This window comes from Streptomyces sp. R818 (assembly GCF_056172735.1).
Genome location: NZ_JAOCNE010000007.1, coordinates 125,333 through 152,041 on the forward strand (window position 1 = coordinate 125,333; position 26,709 = coordinate 152,041).

24 protein-coding genes are annotated in these 26,709 nt (G+C 72.4%); 18 read left to right on the forward strand and 6 right to left on the reverse strand.

What is annotated here, in order from left to right:
- The first annotated feature begins 39 nt into the window (after nt 1-39).
- From N5I75_RS22050 to N5I75_RS22125, 16 genes are all read left to right on the forward strand, one after another.
- A complete protein-coding gene (locus tag N5I75_RS22050; protein ID WP_476679743.1) occupies nt 40-1,014 on the forward strand; it encodes a TauD/TfdA family dioxygenase in 975 nt (324 codons plus the stop codon).
- Complete coding sequence (gene sbnB, locus N5I75_RS22055) at nt 1,011-2,045, forward strand: 2,3-diaminopropionate biosynthesis protein SbnB (RefSeq protein ID WP_476679745.1); 1,035 nt, start codon at nt 1,011-1,013, stop codon at nt 2,043-2,045. The genes N5I75_RS22050 and sbnB overlap by 4 nt, the downstream gene beginning before the upstream one ends.
- A gap of 91 nt (nt 2,046-2,136) precedes the next feature.
- Complete coding sequence (gene sbnA / locus N5I75_RS22060; RefSeq protein ID WP_476679747.1) at nt 2,137-3,132, forward strand: 2,3-diaminopropionate biosynthesis protein SbnA; 996 nt, start codon at nt 2,137-2,139, stop codon at nt 3,130-3,132.
- 44 nt (nt 3,133-3,176) lie between these two features.
- Nucleotides 3,177-4,820 (forward strand): acyl-CoA dehydrogenase family protein, encoded by a 1,644-nt coding sequence (locus tag N5I75_RS22065; RefSeq protein ID WP_476679749.1) that lies wholly within the window; start codon nt 3,177-3,179, stop codon nt 4,818-4,820.
- Nucleotides 4,821-5,057: 237 nt separating this feature from the next.
- Nucleotides 5,058-6,347 carry a GAF domain-containing protein gene (locus N5I75_RS22070; RefSeq protein WP_476679751.1) on the forward strand — a complete coding sequence of 430 codons (1,290 nt, stop codon included), beginning with the start codon at nt 5,058-5,060 and terminating at the stop codon, nt 6,345-6,347.
- Between the two features lie 31 nt (nt 6,348-6,378).
- Nucleotides 6,379-6,960 carry a GNAT family N-acetyltransferase gene (locus N5I75_RS22075; RefSeq protein ID WP_476679753.1) on the forward strand — a complete coding sequence of 194 codons (582 nt, stop codon included), beginning with the start codon at nt 6,379-6,381 and terminating at the stop codon, nt 6,958-6,960.
- Between the two features lie 318 nt (nt 6,961-7,278).
- Entirely contained in the window at nt 7,279-8,979 is a 1,701-nt protein-coding gene (locus tag N5I75_RS22080) for a nitrite/sulfite reductase (RefSeq protein ID WP_476679755.1), read from the forward strand.
- Entirely contained in the window at nt 8,976-9,164 is a 189-nt protein-coding gene (locus N5I75_RS22085; protein ID WP_398193713.1) for a hypothetical protein, read from the forward strand. The genes N5I75_RS22080 and N5I75_RS22085 overlap by 4 nt, the downstream gene beginning before the upstream one ends.
- Nucleotides 9,161-9,925, forward strand: coding sequence for a phosphoadenylyl-sulfate reductase (locus N5I75_RS22090; protein WP_476679757.1), 765 nt, complete (start codon nt 9,161-9,163; stop codon nt 9,923-9,925). The genes N5I75_RS22085 and N5I75_RS22090 overlap by 4 nt, the downstream gene beginning before the upstream one ends.
- A complete protein-coding gene (cysC, locus tag N5I75_RS22095) occupies nt 9,918-10,505 on the forward strand; it encodes an adenylyl-sulfate kinase (RefSeq protein WP_476679759.1) in 588 nt (195 codons plus the stop codon). The genes N5I75_RS22090 and cysC overlap by 8 nt, the downstream gene beginning before the upstream one ends.
- Nucleotides 10,502-11,437, forward strand: a complete 936-nt coding sequence (cysD, locus tag N5I75_RS22100) for a sulfate adenylyltransferase subunit CysD (protein WP_476679761.1) — start codon at nt 10,502-10,504, stop codon at nt 11,435-11,437. Before cysC ends, cysD begins: the two co-directional genes overlap by 4 nt.
- Before the next feature lie 2 nt (nt 11,438-11,439).
- Nucleotides 11,440-12,795, forward strand: coding sequence for a sulfate adenylyltransferase subunit 1 (locus tag N5I75_RS22105; RefSeq protein WP_476679763.1), 1,356 nt, complete (start codon nt 11,440-11,442; stop codon nt 12,793-12,795).
- A 244-nt stretch (nt 12,796-13,039) separates the two neighbouring features.
- Nucleotides 13,040-14,152 (forward strand): aliphatic sulfonate ABC transporter substrate-binding protein, encoded by a 1,113-nt coding sequence (locus tag N5I75_RS22110; RefSeq protein WP_476679765.1) that lies wholly within the window; start codon nt 13,040-13,042, stop codon nt 14,150-14,152.
- 57 nt (nt 14,153-14,209) lie between these two features.
- Entirely contained in the window at nt 14,210-15,001 is a 792-nt protein-coding gene (locus N5I75_RS22115; RefSeq protein WP_476679767.1) for an ABC transporter ATP-binding protein, read from the forward strand.
- A complete protein-coding gene (locus N5I75_RS22120) occupies nt 14,988-15,911 on the forward strand; it encodes an ABC transporter permease (protein ID WP_476679769.1) in 924 nt (307 codons plus the stop codon). Before N5I75_RS22115 ends, N5I75_RS22120 begins: the two co-directional genes overlap by 14 nt.
- Nucleotides 15,912-15,918: 7 nt before the next feature.
- Complete coding sequence (locus N5I75_RS22125; protein ID WP_476679771.1) at nt 15,919-16,662, forward strand: sirohydrochlorin chelatase; 744 nt, start codon at nt 15,919-15,921, stop codon at nt 16,660-16,662.
- A gap of 112 nt (nt 16,663-16,774) precedes the next feature.
- On the opposite strand, the gene N5I75_RS22130 is transcribed toward N5I75_RS22125, so the two are convergent.
- Complete coding sequence (locus tag N5I75_RS22130; RefSeq protein ID WP_476679773.1) at nt 16,775-17,761, reverse strand: ArsR/SmtB family transcription factor; 987 nt, start codon at nt 17,759-17,761, stop codon at nt 16,775-16,777.
- 171 nt (nt 17,762-17,932) lie between these two features.
- Here N5I75_RS22130 and N5I75_RS22135 point away from each other — a divergent pair, with 171 nt between their 5' ends.
- Complete coding sequence (locus N5I75_RS22135; RefSeq protein ID WP_476679775.1) at nt 17,933-19,216, forward strand: MFS transporter; 1,284 nt, start codon at nt 17,933-17,935, stop codon at nt 19,214-19,216.
- Here the strand turns inward: N5I75_RS22135 and N5I75_RS22140 are convergent.
- The 4 genes from N5I75_RS22140 to N5I75_RS22155 all read right to left on the reverse strand — a co-directional run bounded on the left by N5I75_RS22140 (nt 19,206) and on the right by N5I75_RS22155 (nt 22,760).
- Nucleotides 19,206-19,811 (reverse strand): TIGR03086 family metal-binding protein, encoded by a 606-nt coding sequence (locus tag N5I75_RS22140; RefSeq protein WP_476679777.1) that lies wholly within the window; start codon nt 19,809-19,811, stop codon nt 19,206-19,208. The two genes, N5I75_RS22135 and N5I75_RS22140, sit on opposite strands and share 11 nt — an antisense overlap.
- 59 nt (nt 19,812-19,870) lie before the next feature.
- Nucleotides 19,871-20,881, reverse strand: a complete 1,011-nt coding sequence (locus N5I75_RS22145) for a ketopantoate reductase family protein (RefSeq protein ID WP_476679779.1) — start codon at nt 20,879-20,881, stop codon at nt 19,871-19,873.
- Nucleotides 20,882-20,914: 33 nt separating this feature from the next.
- Nucleotides 20,915-21,475, reverse strand: a complete 561-nt coding sequence (locus tag N5I75_RS22150; RefSeq protein WP_476679781.1) for a DUF1697 domain-containing protein — start codon at nt 21,473-21,475, stop codon at nt 20,915-20,917.
- 97 nt (nt 21,476-21,572) lie between these two features.
- Nucleotides 21,573-22,760, reverse strand: coding sequence for a S8 family peptidase (locus N5I75_RS22155; protein ID WP_476679783.1), 1,188 nt, complete (start codon nt 22,758-22,760; stop codon nt 21,573-21,575).
- Between the two features lie 338 nt (nt 22,761-23,098).
- Between N5I75_RS22155 and N5I75_RS22160 the strand changes: the two genes are divergently transcribed.
- Entirely contained in the window at nt 23,099-25,375 is a 2,277-nt protein-coding gene (locus tag N5I75_RS22160; RefSeq protein ID WP_476679785.1) for an MMPL family transporter, read from the forward strand.
- 49 nt (nt 25,376-25,424) lie between these two features.
- Here N5I75_RS22160 and mgt read toward each other — a convergent pair whose 3' ends face one another.
- Nucleotides 25,425-26,645 carry a macrolide-inactivating glycosyltransferase gene (gene mgt / locus N5I75_RS22165; protein ID WP_476679847.1) on the reverse strand — a complete coding sequence of 407 codons (1,221 nt, stop codon included), beginning with the start codon at nt 26,643-26,645 and terminating at the stop codon, nt 25,425-25,427.
- Nucleotides 26,646-26,709 lie beyond the last annotated feature (64 nt).

Here is a 26,709-nt window from a genome sequence, read left to right on the forward strand (position 1 = left end):
ACCAGCGCCGCTGATCAGCGTCACCGAAAGGAAGCCCCGATGCACCCGTCCCCGTCCCCGTCCCTGCACGAGGTCAGCGCCGCCGCGGGCGGCGACCCGGAAGGCTGGGCCGCCGAGCACCGCGACGCGCTGCGCGCCGCCGTCGCCACCCATGGCCGTGTGCTCGTACGCGGCCTCGGCCCGGCCGAACCGGCCACGGCCGCCGCCGTCCTCGGGCGCTTCGCCCGCACGCTGATGCCCGACCGGGAGCCGTTCGCGCCCCGGCGCCGCTACACCGACGGCGTCTACTCGTCCACCAAGTGGCCGCCCAACCAGCAGATGTGCATGCACCACGAGATGAGCTACGCGCTGGAGTTCCCGGGCCTGCTGATGTTCGCCTGCCTGGAGGCGCCCGCGTCCGGCGGCGCCACCGGGGTCGCCGACGCCGCGGCCGTCCTCGACGCGCTCCCCGCCGAACTCGTCGAACGGTTCGAGAAGGAGGGCTGGCTCCTCGCCCGCTCCTACCAGGAGGAGATCGGGGCGTCCGCCGCCGAGGCGTTCGGCACCGAGGACCACGCCGCCGTCGCCCGGTACTGCCGCGCCCACGCCATCGACGCCGACTGGGAACCGGACGGCACCCTGCGCACCCGCCAGCTGCGCAGCGCCGTCGTCCACCACCCGGCCGACGGGCGGCGCCTGTGGTTCAACCAGATCGCCTTCCTCAGCGCGTGGACGATGGAGCCCGAGGTGCGCGAGTACCTCACCGAGGTCTACGGGCCCGACGGGCTGCCCTTCACCACCCGCTACGGCAACGGCGACCCGATCGGCGAGGACGTGATCCGCACGATCAACGAGGTCTACGACGCGCACACCGTCCGGCACGCCTGGCGCGCCGGTGACGTGCTGCTCGTCGACAACCTGCGCACCGCGCACAGCAGGGAGCCGTACGAGGGGCCGCGCGAGATACTGGCCGGGCTCGGCGATCCCGTGCCGCTCGCGGAGTGCGCGCCGACGGTGGAGGTGGGGGCCTCATGACCGCCGCCGCCACTCCCCCGTCCTTCGCCGTGGTCTCCGGGGAACAGGTGCGACAGGCGCTGTGGATGCGGGAGGTGGAGATCGGCGCCCTGGTCGAGGCCGTCTACCGGCTGCACGGCGCGGGCGACACCGTCAACCCGCCCTCGTACTTCCTGCGCTTCCCCGACCGCCCCTCCGCGCGGATCATCGCGCTGCCCGCCTCGCTCGGCGGGCCCCTGCGCGTGGACGGCCTGAAGTGGATCTCCAGCTTTCCCGACAACACGGCGGCCGGGCTGCCCCGCGCCTCGGCGGTCCTGATCCTCAACGACCCCGCGACCGGATACCCGTACGCCTGCCTGGAGAGCTCGGTCATCAGCGCCACCCGTACCGCGGCCTCCGCGGTGCTCGCCGCCGACCGGCTCAGCCGCGGCCGGGCCCGCCCGGCGCGCGTCGGGTTCCTCGGCACCGGGCTCATCGCCCGCTACGTCCACACGCATCTCGCCGCCTGCGGCTGGGAGTTCGACGAGACGGGCGTGCACGACCTCTCCGCCGACAGCGCGGCCGGGTTCCGCGGCTACCTTGAACGGGCCGGGGCCAAGGGCCGTATCACCGTGCATGACACCGCCGAGGCGCTGGTCCGCGCGAGCGACCTCCTGGTCGTCGCGACGATCGCCGCAGCGCCGCACGTGCACGACCCGGCGTGGTTCGCGCACCACCCGCTGGTGCTGCACCTCTCGCTGCGCGACCTGGCGCCCGAGATCCTGCTCGACTCCGCCAACGTCGTCGACGACGTCGAGCACTGTCTGAAGGCGGAGACGTCGCCGCACCTGGCCGAACGACTCACCGGCGGCCGGGAGTTCATCGACGGCACGCTGGAGGACGTCCTGAGCGGGCGGGTCACCGTGCCCGCCGACCGCACGGTGGTGTTCTCGCCGTTCGGGCTCGGGGTGCTCGACCTCGCCGTCGGCCGGTTCGTCCACGACGAGGTGGCGCGGCGCGGGGAGCTCCGGGTGATCGAGGGGTTCTTCGACGAGCTGAGCCGGTACGGCTGAACCGATACGGCTGAGCCGGACGACGGCCCGTGGTGCGCGCGTGGGGGCCCGCGCACCCACGGGAAACACACAAGGGGGGAACCGAACAACCATGCCTGTCATCAACGACCCTGCGCGGTTCAATGAGGAGCAGCTCTACGTCGATCTGCGGGGCGCGCTCGGGCTGCCGCTGTACGTGAAGTGCGAGGGGTTCAACTTCGCGGGCTCGATCAAACTCAAGGCGGCCAACGAGATGGTCGACGCCGCCGAGCGCGACGGGCGGCTGCGGCCCGGCTCGGTGCTCGTCGAGTCGTCGTCCGGGAACCTGGGGGTGGCGCTCAGCGTCATCGCGGCCAGCCGCGGCCACCGCTTCCTGTGCGTGACCGACGTGCGCTGCAACCAGCCGACCATCCGGCTGATGGAGGCGCTCGGCAGCCGCGTGCACGTCATCGAGGACCCGGCGGGGAGCGAGGGGCTGCTCGGGGCGCGCCGCGCGTACGTCCGGGCGCTGTGCGCCTCCGACGACCGGTACGTCTGGCTCGACCAGTACAACAACCAGGCCAACTGGAAGGCGCACTACCGCACCACCGCCCCGGCCATCGCCGAGCACTTCCCGCGCCTGGACGTGCTGTTCGTCGGCGCGGGCACCACCGGCACGCTGATGGGGTGCGCCCGCTGGTTCTGGCAGTGGCGGCGCCGGGTGCGCATCGTCGCCGTCGACAGCGTCGGCTCGGTCAGCTTCGGCGGGGCACCGGCCCGCCGCCTCATCCCCGGCCTCGGCACGAGCGTGCCGCCGCCCATGCTCGACGTGTCCTACATCGACGACGTGGTCCACGTGGAGGAGGCCGACACGGTCCGCGCCTGCCGCACCCTGGCGAGCCGGGGTTTCCTCTTCGGCGGCTCGACCGGCACGGTGATCAGCGGCGCGGCGCAGTGGCTGGAGCGGCACGGCGGGCGCGACCTGACCTCGGTCGCCATCGCCCCGGACCTCGGCGAGCGCTACCTGGACACGGTCTACAGGGAGAACTGGCCGCCACCACTGACGGAGACCGACGGGCGGAGCCCCGAGCTGAGCGAGGTGCCGGCCCTGACCCGTCTGGCCGGCTGAGGCCCGCGGCGCATACCCGGGCCGTGCCGGGTAAGTTCGCCGGTATGTCGGGCAGCACGCACACCGTGACCAATCAGCCTCCGCCGCTCGCGGGGTACGACGTCTTCGCCGCCGACCGGGTGCTCGGGGAAGGGCTGGAGCGGCATCTGGCACCGGAGGTCCTGGAGGAGGCCCGCGCGGATCTCACCGTGCTCGGGCGCGCGGCGGGTTCGTCGCAGGCGCAGGAGTGGGGGCGGCTCGCCAACGCGTACCCGCCCGTCCTGCGCACCCACGACCGTTTCGGCCACCGTGTCGACGAGGTGGACTTCCATCCGTCCTGGCACCGCCTGCTCGGCAAGGGCGTCTCGGCGGGGCTCACGGCGGCCTGGAACCGGCCGGGCGGCCATGTGCGGCGCGCGGGCGCGTTCCTGGTGTGGTCGCAGGTGGAGGCCGGGCACCTGTGCCCGCTGTCCATGACGCACGCCGCCGTGCCCGCCCTGCGCGCGCAACCGGACCTCGCCGCCGAGTGGGAGCCGCGGCTGACCTCCACCGTCTACGACATGGAGCTGCGGCCCGCCGGCCAGAAGCCCGGCGCCCTGTTCGGCATGGCGATGACGGAGAAGCAGGGCGGCAGCGACGTGCGGGCCAACACGACCCGGGCCACCCCGCTCGCCGAGGACGGGGCGTACACCCTCACCGGCCACAAGTGGTTCTGCTCCGCGCCCATGTCGGACGGGTTCCTCGTGCTCGCCCAGGCCGGTGACGGACCCACCTGCTTCCTCGTGCCGCGCGTCCTCCCCGACGGGGCCCGCAACCCTTTCGCGATCCAGCGCCTCAAGGACAAGCTGGGCAACCGATCGAACGCGTCGGCCGAGGTTGAGTTCGACGGTACGTGGGCGCGGCGCGTCGGGGACGAGGGGCGCGGGGTGCGCACCATCATCGACATGGTCGCGGCGACCCGGCTCGACTGCGTGCTCGGCTCCGCCTCGCTCATGCGGCAGGCGGTCGCGCAGGCCGTCCACCACTGCACGTACCGCGAGGCGTTCGGCGGCAGGCTCGTCGACAAGCCGCTGATGCGCAATGTGCTCGCCGATCTGGCCCTGGAGTCGGAGGCCGCGACGACGCTCGCGCTGCGCCTCGCGGCGGCCTGCGACCACGCGGAGGCCGGTGACGCACAGGAGCGGGCCTTCCTCCGGCTCGCGGTCCCGGCCGCCAAGTACTGGGTGACGAAGCGCTGCACGCCGCTGGTCGCGGAGGCCCTGGAGTGCCTCGGCGGCAACGGGTACGTGGAGGAGTCGGGTATGCCGCGCCTGCTGCGCGAGGCGCCGCTGAACTCGCTGTGGGAGGGGTCGGGCAGCATCCAGGCCCTCGACGTGCTGCGGGCGCTGCAGCGCGAGCCCGCCGCGTTCAACGCGTTCCTGATGGAGGTCGGCCGGGCGCGCGGCGCCGACCACCGCCTGGACGCCGCCGTGAAGGACCTGCTGACCGAGCTGGGCGACCTGGACGGCATCGAGGCGCGGGCCCGCCGGCTCGTCGAGCGGATCGCTCTGGTGCTGCAAGGTTCGCTGCTGGTCCGGTACGCGCCGCCCGAGGTCGCGGACGCGTTCTGCGCCTCCCGGCTCGGCGGGGACGGCGGCGCCGCGTTCGGCACGCTCCCGCACACCCTGGCGCACGAGGAGATCGTGGAGCGGGCCCGCCCGGTGGACTGAAACGTCCCACGGCGAGGAAAGACGCGGGGATGGTGCTGCGCCGACACGGCACCATCCCCGCCGCAAGCCCATGAGGAGCTTGAACACCGCCGTGGCGGCGTTGGTGCCAGTTTCAAACAGCGTACGGCTGTTCGCCAGGGTTGCAGGGGGTTGCAACGTTGTGATGAAGGCTGCCCCCCCCGCCGGGGCCCGGCGGTGCACGATAGGCACAACGCTCCGCATACCGAGGGTGCACGCATGAAGAAGGACGCGACGACGATCGACCTGGCGCGGCTGACCGCGATGGACGCGGCCCTCGCGTCCCGGCTGCTCAAGGGCGTACGGCAGGCGATGCTCGCCGGGGAGCGGCCGCCGGTCCTGCCCAGACCGGAGATCGGCGAGTCCTGGCGGCGGATGCTGCGCGGCGGCGTCGACCCGGACCGCGACGTCCGCCTCGGCCTGCTCACCGTCGACGAGGTCGAGGAGCGGCGCCAGTCCTCCCCGCTCCTCCCGGTCCTGCCGGTGCTGCGCGAGGCGCTGGTGTCGGTGGCCGACGCCGCCCAGCACATCATGGTGATCAGCGACAGCGACGGCCGGATCCTGTGGCGCGAGGGCCACCCGGGCGTGCTGCGCAAGGGCGACCGGCTCGGCTTCGAGGTGGGCGCGCTCTGGGCCGAGGACGTCGTCGGGACCAACGGGGTCGGCACGCCGCTGGTGACCGGGCGGCCCGTCCAGGTCTTCTCCGCCGAGCACTTCGTGAACTCGCACGACGCGTGGACCTGCGCGGGCGCGCCGGTGACCGACCCGCGCGACGGCCGGCTGCTCGGCGTGGTCGACGTCAGCGGCCCCCTGGAGACGATGCACCCGGCGACGCTCTCCTGGGTGCGGTCGGTGGCGCAGCTCGCGGAGGCCCGCCTGCGCGAGCGGCACCTCGGCGCGCTGGCCCGGCTGCGCTCGGTCGCGGCGCCGCTGCTCGCCCGGATCGACGGCCGAGCCGTCGCGGTCGACGGCAACGGGTGGACGGCGGCCGTCACCGGGATACCGCCGGCCGACCGGATCGCCCTGCCCAGGTCGCTCGCCGAGGGCCGCTCCTTGATCCCCGCGCTCGGCTGGTGCCGGGTGGCACCGCTGCCCGGCGGCTGGCTGCTCCTGGTGGACGACGCCCCGGAGCCGCTGGGCGCGACCCGGATCGTCCTCGACCTGAGCCGCAAGCGCCGCTGGTCGGTGGAGGTGGCGGGGCCCGCCGGTTCCTGGACGCACGAACTCAGCCCCCGGCACGCCGAGTTGCTCTACCTCCTCGCGCACCACCGGGCGGGGCGCAGCGCGTCGGGCCTGGCCGAGGACCTGTTCGGGGACCCGGCGCGGACGGTGACGGTGCGGGCGGAGATGTCCCGGGTGCGGCGCTACCTCGGCGGCCTCCTGGCGCACCGCCCGTACCGCTTCCTGGAGGACGCGGAGGTCGAGGTGGTGCTGCCGCGGGACCCGCTCGACCTGCTGCCGCACTCGACGGCCCCGGCGGTGCGCAGGGCCCGGACACCCGCGCACTGAGGCCGGGGCATCCTGTGGTGCGATGGGCCGCATGAGCACCGTCACCGTCACCACCTGGTCCCTCGAACAGACCTCGCCGTCCGATCTGCGGCCGGCCGCCCCGCCGGAGGGCGGTGATGTCCGGATCGTACGGGCGGAGGTGCCCTCGCCCGAGTTCAGCCGTTTCCTGTACGCGTCCGTGGGCGGCGACATCCGCTGGACCGACCGGCTCGGCTGGTCGTACGCGCGCTGGGAGGAGGAGCTGGCGCGGCCGGGCACGGAGACGTGGGTCGCCTACGACAGGGGGACGCCCGCCGGGTACGTCGAGCTGGCGGCGCGGGACGAGGGGGTCGTGGAGATCGTCTACTTCGGCCTGGTCCCGGCGTTCCGGGGGCGGCGGATCGGCGGCCACCTGCTGTCGGAGGGGGTCGCCCGCGCCTGGGACCTCGCCGGGCGGTGGCCGGAGCTGACGCCGACGAAGCGCGTCTGGCTCCACACGTGCAGCCTCGACGGGGAGCACGCGATGGCCAACTACCAGCGGCGCGGCTTCCGCCTGTTCCGCACGGAGACCGGCGAGGAGCCGGACGCGGCGGCCCCGGGTCCGTGGCCGGGCGCGCACCCCGCGGGCTCATAAGACGTGGCCTCCGATGTGACCGACACCACCGTCGTCCAGCATGTGGGACATACGCGTCCATATTGCGGACGATGGTGGACCGGGCCCAAAGTCCCATGACACGCTTCCGTCATGTCTACAGCTGGAACCGCCTTGGTGAGTCGACGCCACGTCGACTACGGCCGCATGTCCAGCGCCATCTGTCCGGCGCGCTGAGAGAACCAGCACCGCCGACTTCCCGCTCCATCTGATGCCCTGCGCACCGCCGCGCCCTAGCGCGAAGTGTGCCGGTCAGAGCCGCACTGAGCCGCACTGAGCCTGCCTGAAGGACGTACACCCATGGCTGCCAACCCTGAGAAGCCCGCTGCCGCCGCGCCCCGCCGCAAGGTGAGCCGTCACCGTGGCGAGGGCCAGTGGGCCGTAGGCCACTTCACGCCGCTCAACGGCAATGAGCAGTTCAAGAAGGACGACGACGGTCTCAATGTGCGGACACGTATTGAGACGGTCTACTCCAAGCGCGGCTTCGACTCCATCGACCCCAACGATCTGCGCGGACGGATGCGCTGGTGGGGCCTGTACACCCAGCGCCGCCCCGGCATCGACGGCGGCAAGACGGCCGTCCTGGAGCCGGAGGAGCTGGACGACGAGTACTTCATGCTCCGCGTGCGCGTGGACGGCGGCCGGCTGACCACGCGGCAGCTGCGTGTCATCGGCGAGATCTCGCAGGAGTTCGCGCGCGGGACCGCCGACATCACCGACCGGCAGAACATCCAGTACCACTGGATCCGGATCGAGGACGTGCCCGAGATCTGGAACCGCCTCGAAGGCGTGGGCCTCTCGACCGTCACCGCCTGCGGCGACACCCCCCGCGTCATGATCGGCTCGCCGGTCGCGGGCATCGCCGAGGACGAGATCATCGACGCCACGCCCGCCCTTGAGGAGATCAAGCGCCGCGTCCTGAACAACCCGGCGTACTCGAACCTGCCGCGCAAGTTCAAGACGGCCATCTCGGGCTCGCCGCTCCTGGACGTGGTGCACGAGATCAACGACGTCTCCTTCGTCGGCGTCGTCCACCCCGAGCACGGCCCCGGCTTCGACCTGTGGGTCGGCGGCGGCCTCTCCACCAACCCCAAGCTGGGCGTGCGCCTCGGCGCCTGGGTGCCGATCGACGACGTGCCCGACGTGTACGAGGGCGTCATCTCGATCTTCCGCGACTACGGCTACCGCCGCCTGCGCAACCGCGCCCGTCTGAAGTTCCTCGTCGCCGACTGGGGCCCGGAGAAGTTCCGCCAGGTCCTGGAGGACGAGTACCTCGGCGGCCGCAAGCTGACCGACGGGCCCGCCCCCGCGCAGCCCTCCTCGCAGTGGCGCGACCACATCGGTGTGCACCGGCAGAAGGACGGCCGGTTCTACGTGGGCTTCGCCCCGCGCGTCGGCCGCGTCGACGGCGCCACGCTCACCAAGATCGCCGACCTGGCCGAGGCGCACGGCTCGGGCCGCGTCCACACCACGGTCGAGCAGAAGATGATCGTCCTCGACGTCGAGCAGGACCAGGTCGACTCGCTGGTGGAGGGCCTGGAGGCGCTCGACCTCACCGCCCGCCCGTCCACGTTCCGGCGCGGCACCATGGCCTGCACCGGCATCGAGTTCTGCAAGCTCGCGATCGTCGAGACCAAGCAGCGCGGCGCCACCCTCATCGACGAACTGGAGCGCCGTCTCCCGGAGTTCGACGAGCCGCTCACCATCAACCTCAACGGCTGCCCGAACGCCTGCGCCCGTATCCAGGTCGCGGACATCGGTCTCAAGGGCCAGCTCATGCTCGACGAGAACGGCGAGCAGGTCGAGGGGTACCAGGTGCACCTCGGCGGCGCCCTCGGCCTGGAGGCCGGGTTCGGCCGCAAGGTCCGCGGCCTGAAGGTCACCGCGACCGAGCTGCCCGACTACATCGAGCGGGTCCTCACGCGCTTCCAGGCGGAGCGCGAGGACGGCGAGCGGTTCGCCGCCTGGACCACCCGCGCCTCCGAGGAGGCCCTGTCGTGAGCGAGCGCGCCGCCCCGTTCTACTGCCCCTACTGCGGCGACGAGGACCTGCGCCCCAGCGAGGCCGCCGAAGGAAAACACGGCGCATGGGAATGCGGGGCATGCAATCGGGCCTTCCAGCTGAAGTTCCTCGGGCTGCTCGCCCGGGGGCTGACGCGCAACGACGGTGGAGGGGATCAGATATGACGCCGACTCAGACCGCTGCGGACACGACCGACGCAACCGAAACGACCGATGCTCCGGACACGACCGACGCTCCGGACACGGCCGAGCTGAAGGCGCTCGCCGAACAGGCCGGGCGCGACCTGGAGGACGCTTCCGCGCTGGAGATCCTCCAGTGGGCCGCCGACACGTTCGGCAGGGAGTTCTGCGTGACCTCGTCCATGGAGGACGCGGTCGTCGCCCACCTCGCCTCCCGCGCCCTGCCCGGCGTGGACGTCGTCTTCCTCGACACCGGCTACCACTTCGAGGAGACGATCGGCACCCGCGACGCCGTCGAGGCCGTGATGGACGTCAACGTCATCACGCTCACGCCCCGGCAGACCGTCGCCGAGCAGGACGCCGAGTTCGGCCCGAAGCTGCACGACCGCGACCCGGACCTCTGCTGCGCGATGCGCAAGGTCAAGCCGCTTCAGGAGGGCCTGACCAGGTACGCGGCCTGGGCGACCGGCCTGCGCCGCGACGAGTCCCCGACCCGCGCGAACACGCCCGTCGTCGCCTGGGACGAGAAGCGGCGGAAGGTCAAGATCTCGCCGATCGCCCGCTGGACCCAGGACGACGTGGACGCCTATGTGGCGGAACACGGCGTACTCACGAACCCGCTGCTCATGGACGGTTACGGCTCCGTGGGCTGCGCCCCGTGCACCCGCCGCCTCCTGGAGGGCGAGGACGCCCGCGCCGGACGCTGGGCGGGCCGGGCCAAGACCGAGTGCGGCCTCCATGGCTGAGCCGAACGAGTCCCCGCAGCACCTCACGACCCTGGAGAAGCAAGTGACCGGAGCCACGATCTGGCTCACGGGTCTGCCGAGCGCCGGCAAGACCACCATCGCCTACGAGCTGGCGAAGACGCTGCGCGCCGAGGGGCGCCGGGTCGAGGTGCTCGACGGCGACGAGATCCGCGAGTACCTCTCGGCGGGCCTCGGCTTCAGCCGCGAGGACCGGCACACCAACGTGCAGCGCATCGGCTTCCTGGCCGAACTCCTCGCCCGTAACGGCGTGCTGACGCTCGTCCCGGTCATCGCCCCGTACGCCGACAGCCGCGAGGCGGTGCGCAAGCGCCACCAGACGGGCGGCACCGCCTACCTGGAGGTGCACGTCGCCACGCCCGTGGAGGTCTGCTCCGAGCGGGACGTGAAGGGGCTCTACGCCAAGCAGGCCGCGGGCAAAATCTCCGGGCTCACCGGGGTCGACGACCCGTACGAGGTGCCCGACTCGCCCGACCTGCGCATCGAGTCGCACCAGCAGAGTGTGCAGGAGTCCGCTGCCGCGCTCCGCGCGCTGCTCACCGAAAGGGGTCTCGCCGCATGACGACCGTAGTGACCGTCTCCGAGGAGACCGACAGCCCGTACGCGCTCAGCCACCTGGACGCCCTGGAGTCCGAGGCGGTGCACATCTTCCGCGAGGTGGCGGGCGAGTTCGAGCGGCCGGTGATTCTCTTCTCCGGCGGCAAGGACTCGATCCTCATGCTGCACCTGGCGCTGAAGGCGTTCGCCCCGGCGGCGATCCCCTTCTCGCTCCTGCACGTGGACACCGGGCACAACTTCCCCGAGGTCCTCGCCTACCGCGACCGTGTCGTGGCCGAGCACGGGCTTCGGCTGCACGTCGCCTCCGTGCAGGACTACATCGACCGGGGTGTGCTCAAGGAGCGCCCGGACGGCACCCGCAACCCGCTCCAGACGCTGCCGCTGACGGAGAAGATCCAGGCCGAGCGGTTCGACGCGGTCTTCGGCGGCGGACGGCGCGACGAGGAGAAGGCCCGCGCCAAGGAGCGCGTGTTCTCCCTGCGCGACGAGTTCTCGCAGTGGGACCCGCGCCGCCAGCGCCCCGAGCTGTGGCAGCTCTACAACGGCCGCCACGCCCCCGGCGAGCACGTCCGCGTCTTCCCGCTGTCCAACTGGACCGAGCTGGACGTGTGGCAGTACATCGCCCGCGAGAACATCGACCTGCCGGAGATCTACTACGCCCACGAGCGCCCGGTGTTCAACCGCAACGGCATGTGGCTGACGGCCGGCGAGTGGGGCGGCCCGAAGGAGAGCGAGTCCGTCGAGACGCGGCTCGTGCGCTACCGGACCGTCGGCGACATGTCCTGCACCGGCGCCGTCGACTCGGACGCCACGACCATCGAGAAGGTCATCGCCGAGATCGCCGTCTCCCGCCTCACCGAGCGGGGCGCGACGCGCGCCGACGACAAGATGTCCGAGGCCGCGATGGAAGACCGCAAGCGCGAGGGGTACTTCTAACCATGAGCACGTCCACTGCTGCCGAAGAGCTGGCGGGCCTGTCGGCCACGACCCTGCTGCGGTTCGCCACCGCCGGCTCCGTCGACGACGGCAAGTCCACCCTCGTGGGCCGCCTCCTGCACGACTCCAAGTCGGTCCTCACCGACCAGCTGGAGGCCGTCGAGCACGCCTCGCGCTCGCGCGGCGCCGCCGAGCCGGACCTCGCGCTGCTCACCGACGGCCTGCGCGCCGAGCGCGAGCAGGGCATCACGATCGACGTGGCCTACCGCTACTTCGCGACGCCCCGGCGCCGGTTCATCCTGGCCGACACCCCGGGCCACGTGCAGTACACGCGGAACATGGTGACCGGCGCCTCCACCGCCGACCTGGCCGTGGTCCTGGTCGACGCGCGCAACGGCGTCATCGAGCAGACCCGCCGCCACGCCGCCGTCGCCGCGCTCCTGCGCGTCCCGCACGTCGTCCTCGCGGTCAACAAGATGGACCTCGTCGACTACCAGGAGAGCGTCTTCGCGGCCATCGCCGAGGAGTTCACCGCGTACGCGGGCAACCTCGGCGTCCCGGAGATCACCGCCATCCCGATCTCCGCGCTCGCCGGGGACAACGTGGTGGAGCCCTCCGCGCACATGGACTGGTACCCCGGCCCGACCGTCCTGGAGCACCTGGAGACGGTCCCGGTCAGCCACGACCTCACGAGCTGCCACGCGCGTCTGCCCGTGCAGTACGTGATCCGCCCGCAGACGCCCGAGCACCCCGACTACCGCGGCTACGCGGGCCAGATCGCGGCAGGAACGTTCCGCGTCGGCGAGTCCGTCACCGTACTGCCGTCGGGCCGTACGTCGAGGATCGCCGGGATCGACCTGCTCGGGCAGCAGGTCGACGTGGCGTGGACGCCGCAGTCCGTCACCGTCCTCCTGGAGGACGACATCGACGTCTCGCGCGGCGACCTGCTCGTGCCGAGCGACGACGCGCCCGCCACCTCGCAGGACGTCGAGGCGACCGTCTGCCACGTCGCCGACACGCCGCTCACCGTCGGCCAGCGGGTGCTGCTCAAGCACACGACCCGCACGGTCAAGGCGATCGTCAAGGAGATCCCGTCGCGGCTCACGCTCGACGACCTCTCCCAGCACCCCGAGCCGGGCCGGCTCGTCGCCAACGACATCGGCCGCGTCAAGGTGCGCACCGCCGAGCCGCTCGCGCTCGACAACTACGCGGACTCCCGGCGCACCGGATCATTCCTGCTGATCGACCCGGCGGACGGGACGACGCTCGCGGCGGGCATGGCGGGCGAGTCGTTCGCCACCGCCGAGGAGCCCGCCGCCGTGGCCGACGCCTCCGACGAGGACGGCTGGGACTTCTGACATGACCCTCTTCGACTACTACGGCACGTTCGCCAAGGAGGGCGGCCGCGTCGGCAGCGGCTCCCTCGGGTGCGGGCAGGGCGGGGTCGGGCGATGTGCGTGCTGACGTACGCGCACTGCCCGCGCGCCCTCGCCCCCCACGCCGTAGTTCCCGCCACGCACCACACGGTGCGGCGAAGACATGCCGACCTCCCGGCCACGCCCTGAGCGCGTGACCGCCGGGCCAACGAGAGGAACACCTCCCGTGCCTGCCAACCGATCGATCCTCACGCGCCGCGGCCTCGTCGCCGCCGCCGCGCTCCCGCTCCTCGCGCTCACCGCGACGGCCTGCGGCTACGGCTCGGACAGCGACGACAAGTCCAAGGAGAATGTCTCCGCCGAGGGCAAGGCCCTCTCCGCGGACACCGTCAAGATCGGCTATTTCGGGAACCTGACGCACGGCACCGCGCTCGTCGGCAAGCAGAAGGGCTTCTTCCAGAAGGAGCTCAAGGGCACGCAGGCGAAGTACCAGATCTTCAACGCCGGGCCCTCCGAGATCGAGGCGCTGAACTCGGGCTCCATCGACATCGGCTGGATAGGCCCGTCGCCGTCGATCAACGGCTACACCAAGTCGCAGTCGAAGTCCCTGCGCATCATCGGCGGTTCGGCGTCCGGCGGTGTGAAGCTCGTCGTCAATCCGAAGAAGATCAAGACGGTGGACGACGTCAAGGGCAAGAAGATCGCCACCCCGCAGCTCGGCAACACCCAGGACGTCGCGCTCCTGAACTGGATCGCCGAGAAGGGCTGGAAGGTCGACGCCAACTCCGGCAAGGGCGACGTGTCCGTGGTCCGCACGGACAACAAGATCACCCCGGACGCCTACAAGTCCGGCTCCATCGACGGCGCGTGGGTGCCCGAGCCGACCGCGTCGAAGCTGGTCGCCGAGGGCGCCAAGGTGCTCCTCGACGAGGCGGACCTGTGGCCGGACAAGAAGTTCGTGATCACGAACGTCATCGTGTCGCAGAAGTTCCTCAAGGCGCACCCGGACGTGGTCGAGGCCGTGCTGCGCGGCTCGGTGAAGACCAACGCGTGGATCAAGGCCCACTCCGACGAGGCGAAGGCGGTCGCCAACAAGGAGCTGGAGTCGGCCTCCGGCAAGGCGCTGCCCGCCGAGGTGCTCGACCCGGCGTGGAAGTCGATCGAGTTCACCGACGACCCGCTGGCCGCGACGCTCGACTCGGAGGCGGCCCACGCGGTCAAGGCGGGTCTCCTGGAGAAGCCCGACCTGGCCGGGATCTACGACCTGAAGCCGCTGAACAAGGTCCTCGCGGCCGAGGGCGGCGCCAAGCTCGACGACGCCGGTCTCGGCGTCAAGTAACCCGCCTGCAAGCCGAGTTCACAGGATTCCAGCAGGTTTCCCAGGAGGTGACGACCTATGGCGACGACTCTCGCCAAGGCGGGTGACCCCGCCGCGCCGGCCGGCGGCAGGGCGGCCCGGATCGAGCACGTCTCGAAGTCCTTCGCCACACCGGCGGGCCCCCAGCTCGTCCTGGACGACATCACGCTCGATGTCGCGCCGGGCGAGTTCGTCACCCTCCTGGGGGCCTCGGGATGCGGCAAGTCGACGCTGCTCAACCTGGTGGCCGGGCTCGACCGGCCGTCGGCGGGCGCCATCGCGACGGACGGGCGGCCCGCCCTGATGTTCCAGGAGCACGCCCTGTTCCCGTGGCTGACCGCGGGCAAGAACATCGAGCTCGCCCTGCGGCTGCGGGGCGTGTCGAAGAACGAACGGCGCACCCGCGCCGAGGAGTTGCTCGAGCTGGTCCGGCTCCAGGGCGCGTACGGCAAGCGCGTGCACGAGCTGTCCGGCGGTATGCGCCAGCGGGTGGCGCTCGCGCGGGCGCTCGCCCAGGACGCCGGGCTGCTCCTGATGGACGAGCCGTTCGCGGCACTCGACGCGATCACCCGGGACGTGCTGCACGGCGAGCTGACCCGGATCTGGCGGGAGACGAACGTCTCCGTCCTGTTCGTCACGCACAACGTGCGCGAGGCGGTCCGGCTCGCCGAGCGCGTCGTGCTGCTCTCCTCCCGCCCCGGCCGGATCGCGCGCGAGTGGACGGTGGACATCCCGCAGCCGCGCCGTATCGAGGACGCCGAGGTCGCGGAGCTCTCCGTCGAGATCACCGAACAACTGCGTGGGGAGATCCGCCGCCATGGCAAGGACTGAACCGACGGCGGCCGTCGAGGACGAGCGGCCCGGCAGGACACGGACCGGCAAGGACGACCTCGCGGGCCTGGAGGCGGGCCTCGACGCGCTGGAGACGAAGGACGACGGCCGCGTCCCCTTCACCCGCACCCTGCGCGAGAAGGTGCTGCCTCCCCTGACGGCGGTCCTCGTCGTGCTCGTGGTCTGGCAGGCGTTGGTCTCCTTCGGAATCGTCGACGATCCGACGAAGCTGCCCGCGCCGTCGGACGTCTGGGACGAGGTGCGGACCGCCTGGCTCAAGGGCGAGCTGCTCGGCTACATCTGGACGAGCGTCTCGCGCGGCCTGCTCGGCTTCCTCTTCGCGCTGATCATCGGCACCCCGCTGGGGCTGCTCGTGGCGCGGGTGAGGTTCGTGCGCGCGGCGATCGGCCCGATCCTCTCCGGGCTCCAGTCGCTGCCGTCGGTGGCGTGGGTGCCGCCGGCCGTGCTCTGGCTGGGCCTGGACAACTCGATGATGTACGCGGTGATCCTGCTCGGCGCCGTCCCGTCGATCGCCAACGGTCTCGTCTCCGGCGTCGACCAGGTGCCGCCGCTGTTCCTGCGCGCGGGCCGTACGCTGGGCGCGACGGGCCTGCGCGGCCTGTGGCACATCGTCCTTCCGGCGGCGCTGCCCGGCTACCTCGCGGGGCTCAAGCAGGGCTGGGCGTTCTCCTGGCGCTCGCTGATGGCGGCGGAGATCATCGCGTCCTCCCCCGACCTGGGCATCGGCCTCGGACAGCTCCTGGAGAATGGCCGCAACGCCTCGTCCATGCCCATGGTGTTCCTGGCGATCCTGCTCATCCTGATCGTCGGTATCGTCATCGACCTGCTGATCTTCAGCCCGCTGGAGCGCCACGTCCTGCGCGGTCGCGGCCTCCTCGTGAGGAACTGAGCCACTCATGCGCCACACTCCGCCCGTCCTCCTGGTCATCGCCCACGGCAGCCGCGACCCGCGGCACGTCGCGACCGTGCGCGCCCTCGTGCGCGAGGTGCGGGCGCAGCGGCCCGGGGTACGGGTGGAGACGGCGTTCCTGGAGTTCAACGTCCCCTCGGTGCGCGGAGTCCTGGAGTCCCTGGCGTCGGACGGCGTCCGCGACGTGGTCGCCCTCCCCCTCCTGCTGACCCGCGCCTTCCACGCGAAGACCGACATCCCGTCCGTGCTCCGCGAGGCCCCGCGCTCGCTCCGCATCCGCCAGGCGGACGTCCTCGGCCCCTCCCCGCTCCTCCTGTCGGCCCTCGAACGACGCCTCTACGAGGCCGGGCTCACCCCGGCCGACAAGCCCACGACCGGCATCGTCCTGGCCTCGGCGGGCTCCTCCGACCCGGAGGCGATCGCAGTGATCGCTGACATCGCGCGGGAGTGGCGGCACACCGGCTGGTGCGCCGTGCGACCTGCGTTCGCCTCCGCCTCCCTCCCCCGCACGCAGGACGCGGTCCGCGCACTGCGCGCCCAGGGCTGCGCCCGCGTCGCCGTCGCGCCGTACGTCCTGGCCCCGGGCCGGCTGCCGGACCGGATCGCGGCGGGCGCGTCGGAAGCCGACGTCCTGGCGGACGTCCTGGGCCCGGCGCCGGAGGTGGCGCGGGTGCTGCTGCGGCGCTATCAGGAGGCGTGCGTACGGGAGTTGACGGCGATCGGGGCCTGACGACCGGCCCCGGCGGGTCGAACCGGGGCCTGACGACCGGCCCCGGCGGGTCGAACCGGGGCCTGACGACCGACCCCGGCCGGTCGAACCGGAGCCGCGCGGTCCCGGCCGGTCACCTCGCCCCGCACAACCGCTCCCCCAGCTCGCTCCGCGCATACCGCACGCTCCGCCCGCTCCGGGCCCGGGTCAGGAGCCCGGCGTCGTACAGGATCGTCAGGTGCTGGCTGATCGCGCCCGGGGTGACGGCGAGGCGGTGGGCCAGTTCCGTGGTGGAGGCGGGGTCCCGGAGGAGGTGGAGGATGCGGGCGCGAGGGGCGCCGAGGAGGCGGGTGAGGGCTTCGTCGTCGGCCGGGGGCGGGGTCTCGGAGATCGTGGCGCGACCGCGCGCCGGGTAGCAGAGGACCGGGGGCAGCACGGGGTCGATGTTGGTGTGCGCGCCGAGGGCGAACATCGTGGGGACGAGGACGAGGCCCCGGCCGCCGATGTCTATGTCGGCCTCGGGCCAGGGGTGGCGGTCGAGCTTCTTGACCAGGGTGAGGACCTCGCCGTTCCAGGTGAGCCGCGGGTCGAGGCTCGCGAAGAGGCCGCCCGCGCCCTCCTCCGCCAGGACCTTGCCCCGATGGGCCAGGTCGGCCTCCAGGATCGTGTGGACGCGGGGCCACCAGTCGGGGGCGAGGCAGTCGTGCCAGTAGGCCGCCAGGGCGCTGATGACGCGGTCGAGGAGCGCGGCGGGGTCGGTCAGGCCCGCGCGGACGACAGGCGGCACGGCGTGGCCGGCGTACGCGGCCTCGAAGTCGGCGGCCAGGACGTGCGGCGGCGTGCTGGCGAGCGCGGTGAGCTGCCGGGCGAAGACCGGCCGCGGGCGTTCGGGGCGCGGGGTGAGGAAGTCCGGGATCCACATGCTCGGGGCGATCAGCGCGGTGAGCAGCTCCGTGTCCTGGCGGCGGAAGGCGGGGGCGAGGCGGCGCAGCCAGGGGCGCTGGTGCGGATAGCGGGCGGGGTCGCGCCAGCAGCGCAGGGAGTAGACGGCCTCCTGGAGCGGCGAGCACGCGAACGACGTACGGGCCAGGTCGCCCACGACGAACCGGAACTCGATCATCCGCGCGCCTCCCCCTCGTCCGCGACGGCACGAGCCCGTCGCCTCCCCCTCGTCCGCGACGGTACGAGCCCGTCGACTCCCCCTCGCCCTCGGCGGCACGAGCCCGTGCGGACCCTTTAGGCGCAGGCTAAAGGAATGTCCCCGGGCGGAGGCGACCGGTTGGGTGTGGGCATGACCACTTCACCGACCGACGTCCGGCAGGAGCCCGCGGCCACGCGCTTCCTCGGGATGCTGCCCACCGATCCGCTGCTGCTGCGGCTGTCCGCGTTCACGCTCGTCAACGCGTTCGGCCGCGGTCTGTTCTTCCCGGTCAGCGTCCTGTACTTCACGCGCGTCATCGGGCTGGGCGCCACCTCGGTCGGCGTCGGCCTGACCGTCGCCGGTCTTTTCGGGATCGCGGCGGGGGTGCCCGCGGGGTGGGCCTCGGACCGGTGGGGGTACCGGCCCGTGCTGACCGCGCTGTGGGCCGGGTGCGGGGTGATGCTCGCGGCGTACACGGTGATCGGCTCGTACGCCTCGTTCCTGGCGACGGCGATCGGGTACGCCGCGCTCTGCCAGGCGAGCATGGGCGTGCGCAACGCGCTCTACGCCGTCGTACTGCCCGCGCGCACGCGCGTGGAGGGCCGGGCGCATCTGCGCATGGTGACGAACGTGGGCATGGGCGCGGGCGGCGCGTTCGGCGCCCTCGCGCTCCAGGCGGACAGCCGCGCCGGGTACACGGCGCTGATCCTCGTCGACGCGGTGGCGTTCGTCGTCTCCGCCGTGCTCGTGCACCGGCTGCCGGGCGGCGCGGGGAGGCGGACGGTGGAGCACGCGCGCGCGGAGAGCCCGTTGCGGGCGGTGCGCGATCTGCCGTTCCTGAGCGTGACGGTCCTCAACGCCGTACTGGCCCTGCAGTACAGCCTGTTGGAGGTGGGCCTGCCGCTGTGGATCGTGCGGCACACGGACGCGCCGCGCTGGTCCGCCGCGCTCGTCATGGTCCTGAACTGCGCCCTGGTGGCGCTGCTCCAGGTGCGGGCGACGCGCGACGTGGAGGACCTGCCGGGCGCGGTGCGGGCGATGCGCCGCTCGGGGCTGCTCCTTGCGCTGGCGTGCGCGGTGTTCGCCTGCACGGCCGGGCTCTCGCCGCTGTGGGCGCTCATGGTCCTGGTGGTGGGCTCGGTGGTGCAGGTGCTCGCGGAGGTCCTGTCGGCGGCGGGCGGCTGGACCGTCGGCTACGGCCTGGCGGACGCCCGCGCCCAGGGCGTCTACCAGGGCGTCTTCAACTCGGGCCAGGCCGCCGCGACCATGGCCGCGCCCGCCCTGGTGACGGCGACGGCGATCGACCACGGCACGGCGGGCTGGGCCGTGCTCGGGGTGCTGTTCGTCGCGGCGGGCCTGGGCGTGGGGCCCGCGGTGCGCCGGGCGCGGCGCGACGCGTGGCGCGGCGAGCAGGCCGATTCCGTCAGCTCGTGACGGCCGTCGGGGTCCCGGAGGGGTCGCGCCCGCTCAGCGCGAGCGCCCGCGCGTACACCGACGCCTCCGCCCCCGCCTCGACCGGGTCGGCGAACCCCTCGTACTGGCGGTATATCGCGGCGTTCTCCTCCACGACGCGCAGCAGCAGCGCGGCCGCGCCGTCCGACACGCGGAACTCCTGGCCGGTGGCGCGGGCCACGTCCCAGCCGTGCAGGACGAGTTCGGCCCACAGCAGGGTGGCCACCTCGGGGGCGGGCTGCCGGGCGAACCCGAGATCGATGTCGCCGTCCCAGACCTCGGGCGCGGCCCACGCCGCCACGGCTTGGTCGAGCGCGGTGGCGTACCGCGCGGCCCAGTCCGCGTCGGCCGTGAAGTCACGGGCGGTCAGCTCCTCGGGCAGCTGGAGGCGCCGGGCCCGGTGCTCCATGCCGTACGAGCTGTAGAGAACCCAGTGGTTGACGAGGGTGCGCACGTCCCAGTCGCCGCAGCCCGACGGGGCGCCGAGCGCGCCGGGGCCGACGCCCGCCGCGACTCGGGCGGCCTCGGCGGCGGCCTCGACGAGGTACGGGTACACGGTGTCCATTCGGTGTTCCATGCCGGTGACGCTACGGCCCGGCGCCGGTGCGGCTCTTGAACAAACGCGACACCCCGCACTCAGGACCGAAGACGCGCGCCGACCGCCGCCGTCAGTTCGGCCACCGTCGTGGCCCCCGCCGGACGCCGCTCCCGCGCCGCCTCGTTCGCGTACTCCTGGAGGACGTCGTTGACCGGGGTCGGCACCCCGTGCAGCCGGCCGAGGAGGGCGATCTCGCCGTTCAGGTAGTCCGCCTCGATGGTGCCGGTGCCGCGCTGGAGCGACTGCCACGACGAGCCGCCGCCGCGCGGCGCCCCGTCGAACGGATCGAACCGGATCTTGTCGGCCCGCGCCTGCTTCTCCTCCTCGGGCGAGGCGTACGCGATCCCGGCCGCGGCGAGCACGGCCTCGCCCTCGGCGCGGGCCCGCCGGAACAGCGCGGCGCCCTCCTCCCCGTCGATCACACCGGAGACGGCCTCGACCGCGTTGGCCAGGTTCGCGAGGAGCTTGGCGTACTTCCACCGCATGACGTCGTCGGCGACGGGTGCCTCGAAGTGCGAGCGCTCCAGGTCGGCGGCGACGGTGCGGGCCGTGTCGTCGCTGCCCGCCGGGTAGCGGCCGAGGTGCAGGATGCCGGTGAGCGGGGCGCCGTCGGCGCGTACGACGCCGGGCTCCACGAAGGTGGCGGGCAGCCACACGCACATCGCGTACACGCGCTGGAAGGTGCGCAGGGCGAGCCGTTCGCTCTCCACGCCGTTCTGCGCGCAGACCAGCGGCAGCCGCCGGGCCGCGGTGCCGCCGCCCTCGACGGGCCGCGCGCCCCAGGCGGCGAGCGCGGCGGCGCTGTCCTGCGTCTTCACCGCCAGGACGAGGACGTCGTCGGCGCGCAGGGTGCCGAGCGGTTCGGGCCCGTCGACGACCGGCAGGCGGTGCGTGTGCGGCCCGTCCGGGGTCCGCAGGGTCAGGCCCCGGTCGCGCAGCGCCTCGTACTGTGTGCCGCGTGCGACGAGGACGACGTCGTGGCCCGACTGTGCGAGCCGGCCGCCGATGGCGCCGCCGACCGCACCCGCTCCGATGATGAGATAGCGCATGACCGCGAGCCTCTCACGCCGCGCGGGCGGGGATCACGGGCCGCTGGTCAGCTCCACGAGTTTGACCACGGTGTTCCAGTTGCGGCTCGTCGCGACGATGCCTTTGTTGAACGCCGGGCGGCTGAGCTGGGCGCCCAGTTTCGACGTGCCGAGGCCGCCGGGCGCGTAGAGGTACAGGGCGCGGTCGCCGAGCCGGAACTCCTCGGGGGCGTACGCGGCCGGGTCCAGCTCCGCGAACCGCTCCGCGGTGACCTGCTCGGAGAAGTAGGTGACGTGGAGCTGTTTGCCCTGCAGTTCGGCGGCGGGGAACGGGCACGCGTCCAGGACGGCCTTCAGGTACGCGTGCTCCCGTACGAGCACGTCGACGGTGAACCCGAACTCCGCGCTGAGGGCGCCTTCGACGGCCCGCGCCAGTGTCGTCTCCGCGTCGGGCCCGGCGTCGGCGGCGAAGGTCGCGTTGCCGCTCTGGAGGTAGGTGCGGACGTCGGTGCAGCCCAGCCCCTCGACGAGCGTCCGCAGAGCCGCCATCGGCACCTTCTTGTTGCCGCCGACGTTGATCCCGCGCAGCAGGGCCGCGTATCGCTTGGTCGCCATCGGCACAGGATAGGGCGGCCCGGGGCGGGACGGGGGCGGCCGCCGTGCTCCGTGGGGGTGAGCGCGGCGGCCGCCGGTCGGGAATGCGGGGCCCGTCCTACTCGACGATCTTCAGGAGCTTGTTCGCCGTGCCCTCGGACGCGTTCGAGACGGCGTCGGGCGTGGCTCCCCCGGTGAGCGCCTTCGCGACGTCGGCCGGGGCCGCGTCCGGGTGCCCGGCGAGGTAGACGGCGGCGGCGCCGACGACGTGCGGGGTCGCCATCGACGTCCCCGAGATCGTGTTCGTGGCGTCGTCGCCGGTGTTCCAGTCGGAGGTGATGTCCGAGCCGGGGGCGTAGAGGTCCACCGCCGAGCCGTAGTTGGAGAAGCTCGACTGCTGGTCGCTCTTGGTGGAGGAGGCGACGGTGATGGCCTCGGGGACGCGGGCGGGGCTGGAGGTGGAGGCGTCCGCCGACTCGTTCCCGGCGGCGACCGCGTAGGTGACGCCCGACGCGATCGACTTCTGCACGGCCGCGTCGAGCGCTTCGTCGACACCGCCGCCGAGGGACATGTTGGCGACCGACGGGCCCTGGTGGTTCTTGGTGACCCAGTCGATCCCGGCGACGACCTGCTCGGTGGTGCCGGAGCCCGCGTCGTCCAGGACACGGACGGCGACGATCTTCGCCTTCTTCGCGACGCCGTGCGCGGAGCCCGCGATGGTGCCGGCGACATGCGTGCCGTGCCCGTTGCCGTCGTCGGCGCTGTCGTCGTTGTCGACGGCGTCGAAGCCGGAGGAGGCGCGGCCGCCGAAGTCCTTGTGGCTGATGCGGACGCCGGTGTCGATGACGTACGCGGTCGCGCCCTCGCCCGCGCTGTCCGGGTAGGTGTACTTGCTGTCGCCGGCCGTGTCCGCCTGGTCGATGCGGTCCAGGCCCCAGGACGGCGGGCTCTCCTGGACGGCGTCGATGTGGAACTTCTTGTTCTGGACGACCTTGCCGACGGAGGTGTCGGCGGCGAGCCGCTTGGCCTCGGTCTCGGTGAGGCCGTTCACGGAGAAGCCGTTGACCGCGGAGGTGTAGTTCCGCTTGAAGGTGCCGCCGTACTCCTTGGCCAGGTCCTTCTTGGCGGCGGTGTTCGCCTTCTGGTCGAGGAGCACGATGTAGCTGCCGGACACCGCGCCCTTGGCGTCGAGGCCGTAGACGGTGCCCTGGGCGGGGGTCGCGTCCGCGAGGCCGCCGGTGAAGACGGTGACGCCGATCGCTGCCGCGGCGGCGCCGACGGCTATCGCACGCTGGTGAAATGCCATGAAGAGGGATCTCCTCGTGGTGATGTGGGGGGATGAGGTTCTACGCGCGTGGGGGCGCGTATTTTTCGTGCGGCCCCCGGCAATCTCCGGAAGATCTCCGGGGGTTGGAACGAAACCCTGTCCGATTGACACGACCAGATCAAGACCTTCACGCGCCTGTGACTTGTTCAACAAGGTTCTGTAATAACAAAAGGGGCGCATCCCTACGGATGACGCATCCCTATAGATGTAGGGGGCCGTAGTCATCCTCCGAGCCGAGCGGAGCGCCCCGCACTTCACCGACCAGCACGACGAACCCCGCTTACGGCCCCCATACCTTCGATTGCGGAGGTGACCTCATGGTGAGGAACGGGGAGCGGCGGGACCGGCGGGTGCGGGGATTCGCCGCCCGGGCCGGCGGGTGGAGCGTCCGGCACCGCTGGGCGGCGGTGGGCATCTGGGTGCTCTTCGTCGTCCTGGCGATGGGGCTCGGCTCGGCGGCGGGCCGCGTCGACGTCGAGGACAGCGACCAGCTCAGCGGCGAGACCAGTCAGGCCTCACGCATAGTCGACGACGCGCACCTGGACGAGCCCGCGGGCGAGACCGTCCTCGTCCAGGGCAAGGACGGGCGACTGCGCGCCACGGCGCCGGAGTTCAGGGCCGCCGTCGCGGACGTCGTCAAGGCCGTCGAGGGCACGGGCGCCGTGACCAACGTGCGCTCGCCCTACGCCGCCCATGCGCAGACCGTCTCGCGGGACGGCCGTACCGCGCTCGTCCAGTTCGACATGCGGGGCGACCCCGAGACGGCGGCCGACCGGGTGGAGCCGGTCCTCGCCGCGGTCGAGGGCGTCGCGGACGACCACGACGCGCTGCGGATCGAGGAGATCGGCGGCGCCAGCATGAACAAGACCTTCGACGACGCGTTCGGCGACGACTTCCAGCGGGCCGAGCTGTCGGCGGTGCCGGTGGCCCTCGGCATCCTGCTCATCGCGTTCGGCGCGGTCGTCGCGGCCCTCCTCCCGGTGGCGCTCGCCATCACGGCGATCATGGCGACGATGGGGCTGATGGGGCTCGTCAGCCACCTCCAGCCGATGAGCGAGACCGCCAACTCGGTCATGCTGCTCGTCGGGCTCGCGGTCGGCGTCGACTACTGCCTGTTCTATCTGCGCCGCGAACGCGAGGAGCGGCTGAAGGGCCACGATCCGCAGACGGCGCTGCGCGTCGCCGCCGCCACCAGCGGCCGGGCGATCATCGTCTCCGGTGTCACGGTGTGCGTGGCCATGGCGGGCATGATGTTCACCGGCCTCGCCGAGTTCCAGGCCATGGGCCTCGCCTCGCTGATGGTGGTGGCGGTCGCGATGGTCGGTTCGGTGACCGTGCTCCCGGCGCTGCTCTCGCTGCTCGGCGAGCGGGTGGAGAAGGGCCGGATCCCGTTCCTGCACCGCGCGAAGCGCCGGAACAACGGGGGCGCCGAGGGCGGCAGCCGGTTCTGGCAGCGGGTCCTCACGGTCGTCCTGGCCCGGCCCGCCGTCTCCGTCGTCGTGGCCGTCGGCGCGCTGCTCGCGATCGCCGCGCCCGCGCTCGGCATGAAGACGCAGAACCTGACCCTGGACCAGGAGTTCGGGGACTCCCTGCCGATCGTGGCGACGTACGACCGGGTCAATGAGGCGTTCCCGGGCGGGTCCGACCCGGCCGAGGTGGTGGTGAAGGCCGACGACATCGAGGCCCCCGCGGTCCGGGCCGCGATCGCCGACTTCCGTGCGCAGGCCGTCGGTTCGGGCGCTTCACGCGGCCCGGTCGAGGTCACCGTGCACGCGAAGGAGAACGTCGCGCTCATCGACGTCCCCCTCGTCGGCGGCTCCGACCAGGACAAGGCCGAGAAGAGCCTCGCGCTGCTCCGCGACCATGTACGGCCGGACACGCTCGGCAAGGTCGACGGCGTCGAGGCGCCCGTCACCGGGCAGGTCGCCGGGTCGAAGGACTTCAACGACCAGATCGTCGGCTCGGTCGTCCCGGTCTTCGCCTTCGTGGTCGTCTTCGCCTTCCTGCTCATGCTGCTCTCGTTCCGCTCGCTGACCGTCGCGCTCACGTCGATCGCGCTCAACCTGCTCTCCGTCGGAGCGGCGTACGGGATTCTCGTCGCCGTCTTCCAGAACGGCTGGGGCGCCGGGCTCGTCGGGGCGGAGGGGGTCGGCGCGATCATCTCCTGGCTGCCGCTGTTCCTCTTCGTGATCCTGTTCGGCCTGTCGATGGACTACCACGTGTTCGTGGTCTCGCGGATCAAGGAGGCGCGGCTCCAGGGGCGGTCGAACCTGGACGCCATCCGGCACGGGGTCGTCACCACGGCGGGTGTGGTCACCAGCGCCGCCGTCATCATGGTCGCCGTCTTCGCCATCTTCGGGACGCTGTCCATGCAGTCCTTCAAGCAGATGGGCGTGGGCCTCGCGGCGGCCGTCCTGATCGACGCGACCGTCATCAGGGGCGTGCTGCTCCCAGCGGTCATGGCCCTGCTCGGCGAACGCAACTGGTACCTGCCGAAGTGGCTGCACCGGATGCCCGACCTGAGCCACGACGAGGCGGCGCTGCCCGAGCCGCGCCGCCCGGCCGGGGAGGAGCCCGTGCGGGTCTCGCCGTGACGGCCTGAGAGAAACCCGTGCGGGTCTCGCCGTAACGGCCTGAGAAGAACTACTCCGCGGGCAGTTCGGCCTCGATGAGGTCGGCTGCCCGCGAAGTGCCGCCCTCGCCCGCCATCTCCTCGCGGATCGCGGCGAGGCGGCGCGCCACCTCCGGGTCGTCGACGAGCGCGAGGACGGCGGCCCGCAGGTTCCCGGCCGTCGCCTCCTCCTTCGGCAGGTGCCGGGCGACGCCGAGACCCTGCAGCATGTCGGCGTTGCCGAACTGGTCGACGGCCTGCGGGACGGCGACCATCGGCGTGGCGGTGGCCAGGCCCTCCTGACTGCCGCCCGCGCCCGCGTGCGTGATGAACGCGTCGGCCTGCTCCAGGACGGACAACTGGGGCACCCAGTCGCGTACTTCGACGTTCGCCGGTACGGGTCCGAGTTCGTCGGCGCTCACGTGCTTGCCGACCTGGAGCACCATGTGCCAGCCGGGCAGGTCCCCGAACGCCTCGACGCACGCGCGGTAGAAGTCCGGCTGCTTGGTGAAGGACGAGCCGAGCGAGACGAGCAGCACCCGCTCGGCGTCGGCGGGCCGTTCCCAGGTGCCCTGCGCGGACCGGTCCCCCTGGCAGGCGCCGACGAAGGTGTTCTTCTTCTCGTCGACCCGGTCGGCGTTGGGCTGGAGGGCCCTCGGGATGAGGACGAGGGTGCGGTCGTAGCGGCCCCAGAACTCGTCGGCGCTCTTCGGGACGCCGTTCTCCCGGAGCCACCGGTCGAACGTCTCGAAGTACGCCTTGCCGCGCTCCGTCCGGCGGGGCTCGGCCCACATCGGTTGCGCGACCTCCTCCTCGTACCCCTCCCAGGCGACGAGGTTCGGGGAGAGTGTGATCGCGGGGACGCCCCAGCGGTGGGCGAGGACGCCTGCCGGGTACGAGGTGATGTCGTGGATCACGAGGTCGGGCACGCTCGCCCCGCCTTCGCCCTCGTACGCGTCGATGAGCTGCGGCAGCGCCTGGATCGCGTCGTTCAGGAACGGCTCCACGTTGTCCAGGAGGGTCGTGCCCCAGGCCGCCGGGTCGTCGTCGGGTCCTGGCAGGGTGGTGCGGTAGAGCACCGGCTCGGCGCCGGTCTCGGCGATCTTCTCCTCGAAGAGGTGCGGGATCGCGTACGTGACGCGGTGGCCCCGGGCGACCAGCTCGCGGATCACCTCCAGGCTCGGGTTCACGTGGCCGTGTGCGGCGATGGAGAACATGGCGATGTGGGCGGGGGTACGGCGTTGCTGGTTCATCACGCCGTCAGCTTAGGTGAGACGATACGTCTCGTGCAAGACGATACGTCTCGTGCGCGGTCGC

Coding starts and splice junctions, on each gene's coding strand:
- N5I75_RS22160 (WP_476679785.1), top strand. CDS start 23,099: ATGGTGAGGAACGGGGAGCGGCGGGACCGGCGGGTGCGGGGATTCGCC.
- N5I75_RS22075 (WP_476679753.1), top strand. CDS start 6,379: ATGAGCACCGTCACCGTCACCACCTGGTCCCTCGAACAGACCTCGCCG.
- N5I75_RS22070 (WP_476679751.1), top strand. CDS start 5,058: ATGAAGAAGGACGCGACGACGATCGACCTGGCGCGGCTGACCGCGATG.
- N5I75_RS22090 (WP_476679757.1), top strand. CDS start 9,161: ATGACGCCGACTCAGACCGCTGCGGACACGACCGACGCAACCGAAACG.
- mgt (WP_476679847.1), bottom strand. CDS start 26,645: ATGAACCAGCAACGCCGTACCCCCGCCCACATCGCCATGTTCTCCATC.
- N5I75_RS22145 (WP_476679779.1), bottom strand. CDS start 20,881: ATGCGCTATCTCATCATCGGAGCGGGTGCGGTCGGCGGCGCCATCGGC.
- N5I75_RS22050 (WP_476679743.1), top strand. CDS start 40: ATGCACCCGTCCCCGTCCCCGTCCCTGCACGAGGTCAGCGCCGCCGCG.
- N5I75_RS22135 (WP_476679775.1), top strand. CDS start 17,933: ATGACCACTTCACCGACCGACGTCCGGCAGGAGCCCGCGGCCACGCGC.
- N5I75_RS22120 (WP_476679769.1), top strand. CDS start 14,988: ATGGCAAGGACTGAACCGACGGCGGCCGTCGAGGACGAGCGGCCCGGC.
- N5I75_RS22080 (WP_476679755.1), top strand. CDS start 7,279: ATGGCTGCCAACCCTGAGAAGCCCGCTGCCGCCGCGCCCCGCCGCAAG.
- N5I75_RS22155 (WP_476679783.1), bottom strand. CDS start 22,760: ATGGCATTTCACCAGCGTGCGATAGCCGTCGGCGCCGCCGCGGCAGCG.
- cysC (WP_476679759.1), top strand. CDS start 9,918: ATGGCTGAGCCGAACGAGTCCCCGCAGCACCTCACGACCCTGGAGAAG.
- N5I75_RS22125 (WP_476679771.1), top strand. CDS start 15,919: ATGCGCCACACTCCGCCCGTCCTCCTGGTCATCGCCCACGGCAGCCGC.
- N5I75_RS22150 (WP_476679781.1), bottom strand. CDS start 21,475: ATGGCGACCAAGCGATACGCGGCCCTGCTGCGCGGGATCAACGTCGGC.
- sbnB (WP_476679745.1), top strand. CDS start 1,011: ATGACCGCCGCCGCCACTCCCCCGTCCTTCGCCGTGGTCTCCGGGGAA.
- N5I75_RS22105 (WP_476679763.1), top strand. CDS start 11,440: ATGAGCACGTCCACTGCTGCCGAAGAGCTGGCGGGCCTGTCGGCCACG.
- cysD (WP_476679761.1), top strand. CDS start 10,502: ATGACGACCGTAGTGACCGTCTCCGAGGAGACCGACAGCCCGTACGCG.
- sbnA (WP_476679747.1), top strand. CDS start 2,137: ATGCCTGTCATCAACGACCCTGCGCGGTTCAATGAGGAGCAGCTCTAC.
- N5I75_RS22140 (WP_476679777.1), bottom strand. CDS start 19,811: ATGGAACACCGAATGGACACCGTGTACCCGTACCTCGTCGAGGCCGCC.
- N5I75_RS22130 (WP_476679773.1), bottom strand. CDS start 17,761: ATGATCGAGTTCCGGTTCGTCGTGGGCGACCTGGCCCGTACGTCGTTC.
- N5I75_RS22065 (WP_476679749.1), top strand. CDS start 3,177: ATGTCGGGCAGCACGCACACCGTGACCAATCAGCCTCCGCCGCTCGCG.
- N5I75_RS22115 (WP_476679767.1), top strand. CDS start 14,210: ATGGCGACGACTCTCGCCAAGGCGGGTGACCCCGCCGCGCCGGCCGGC.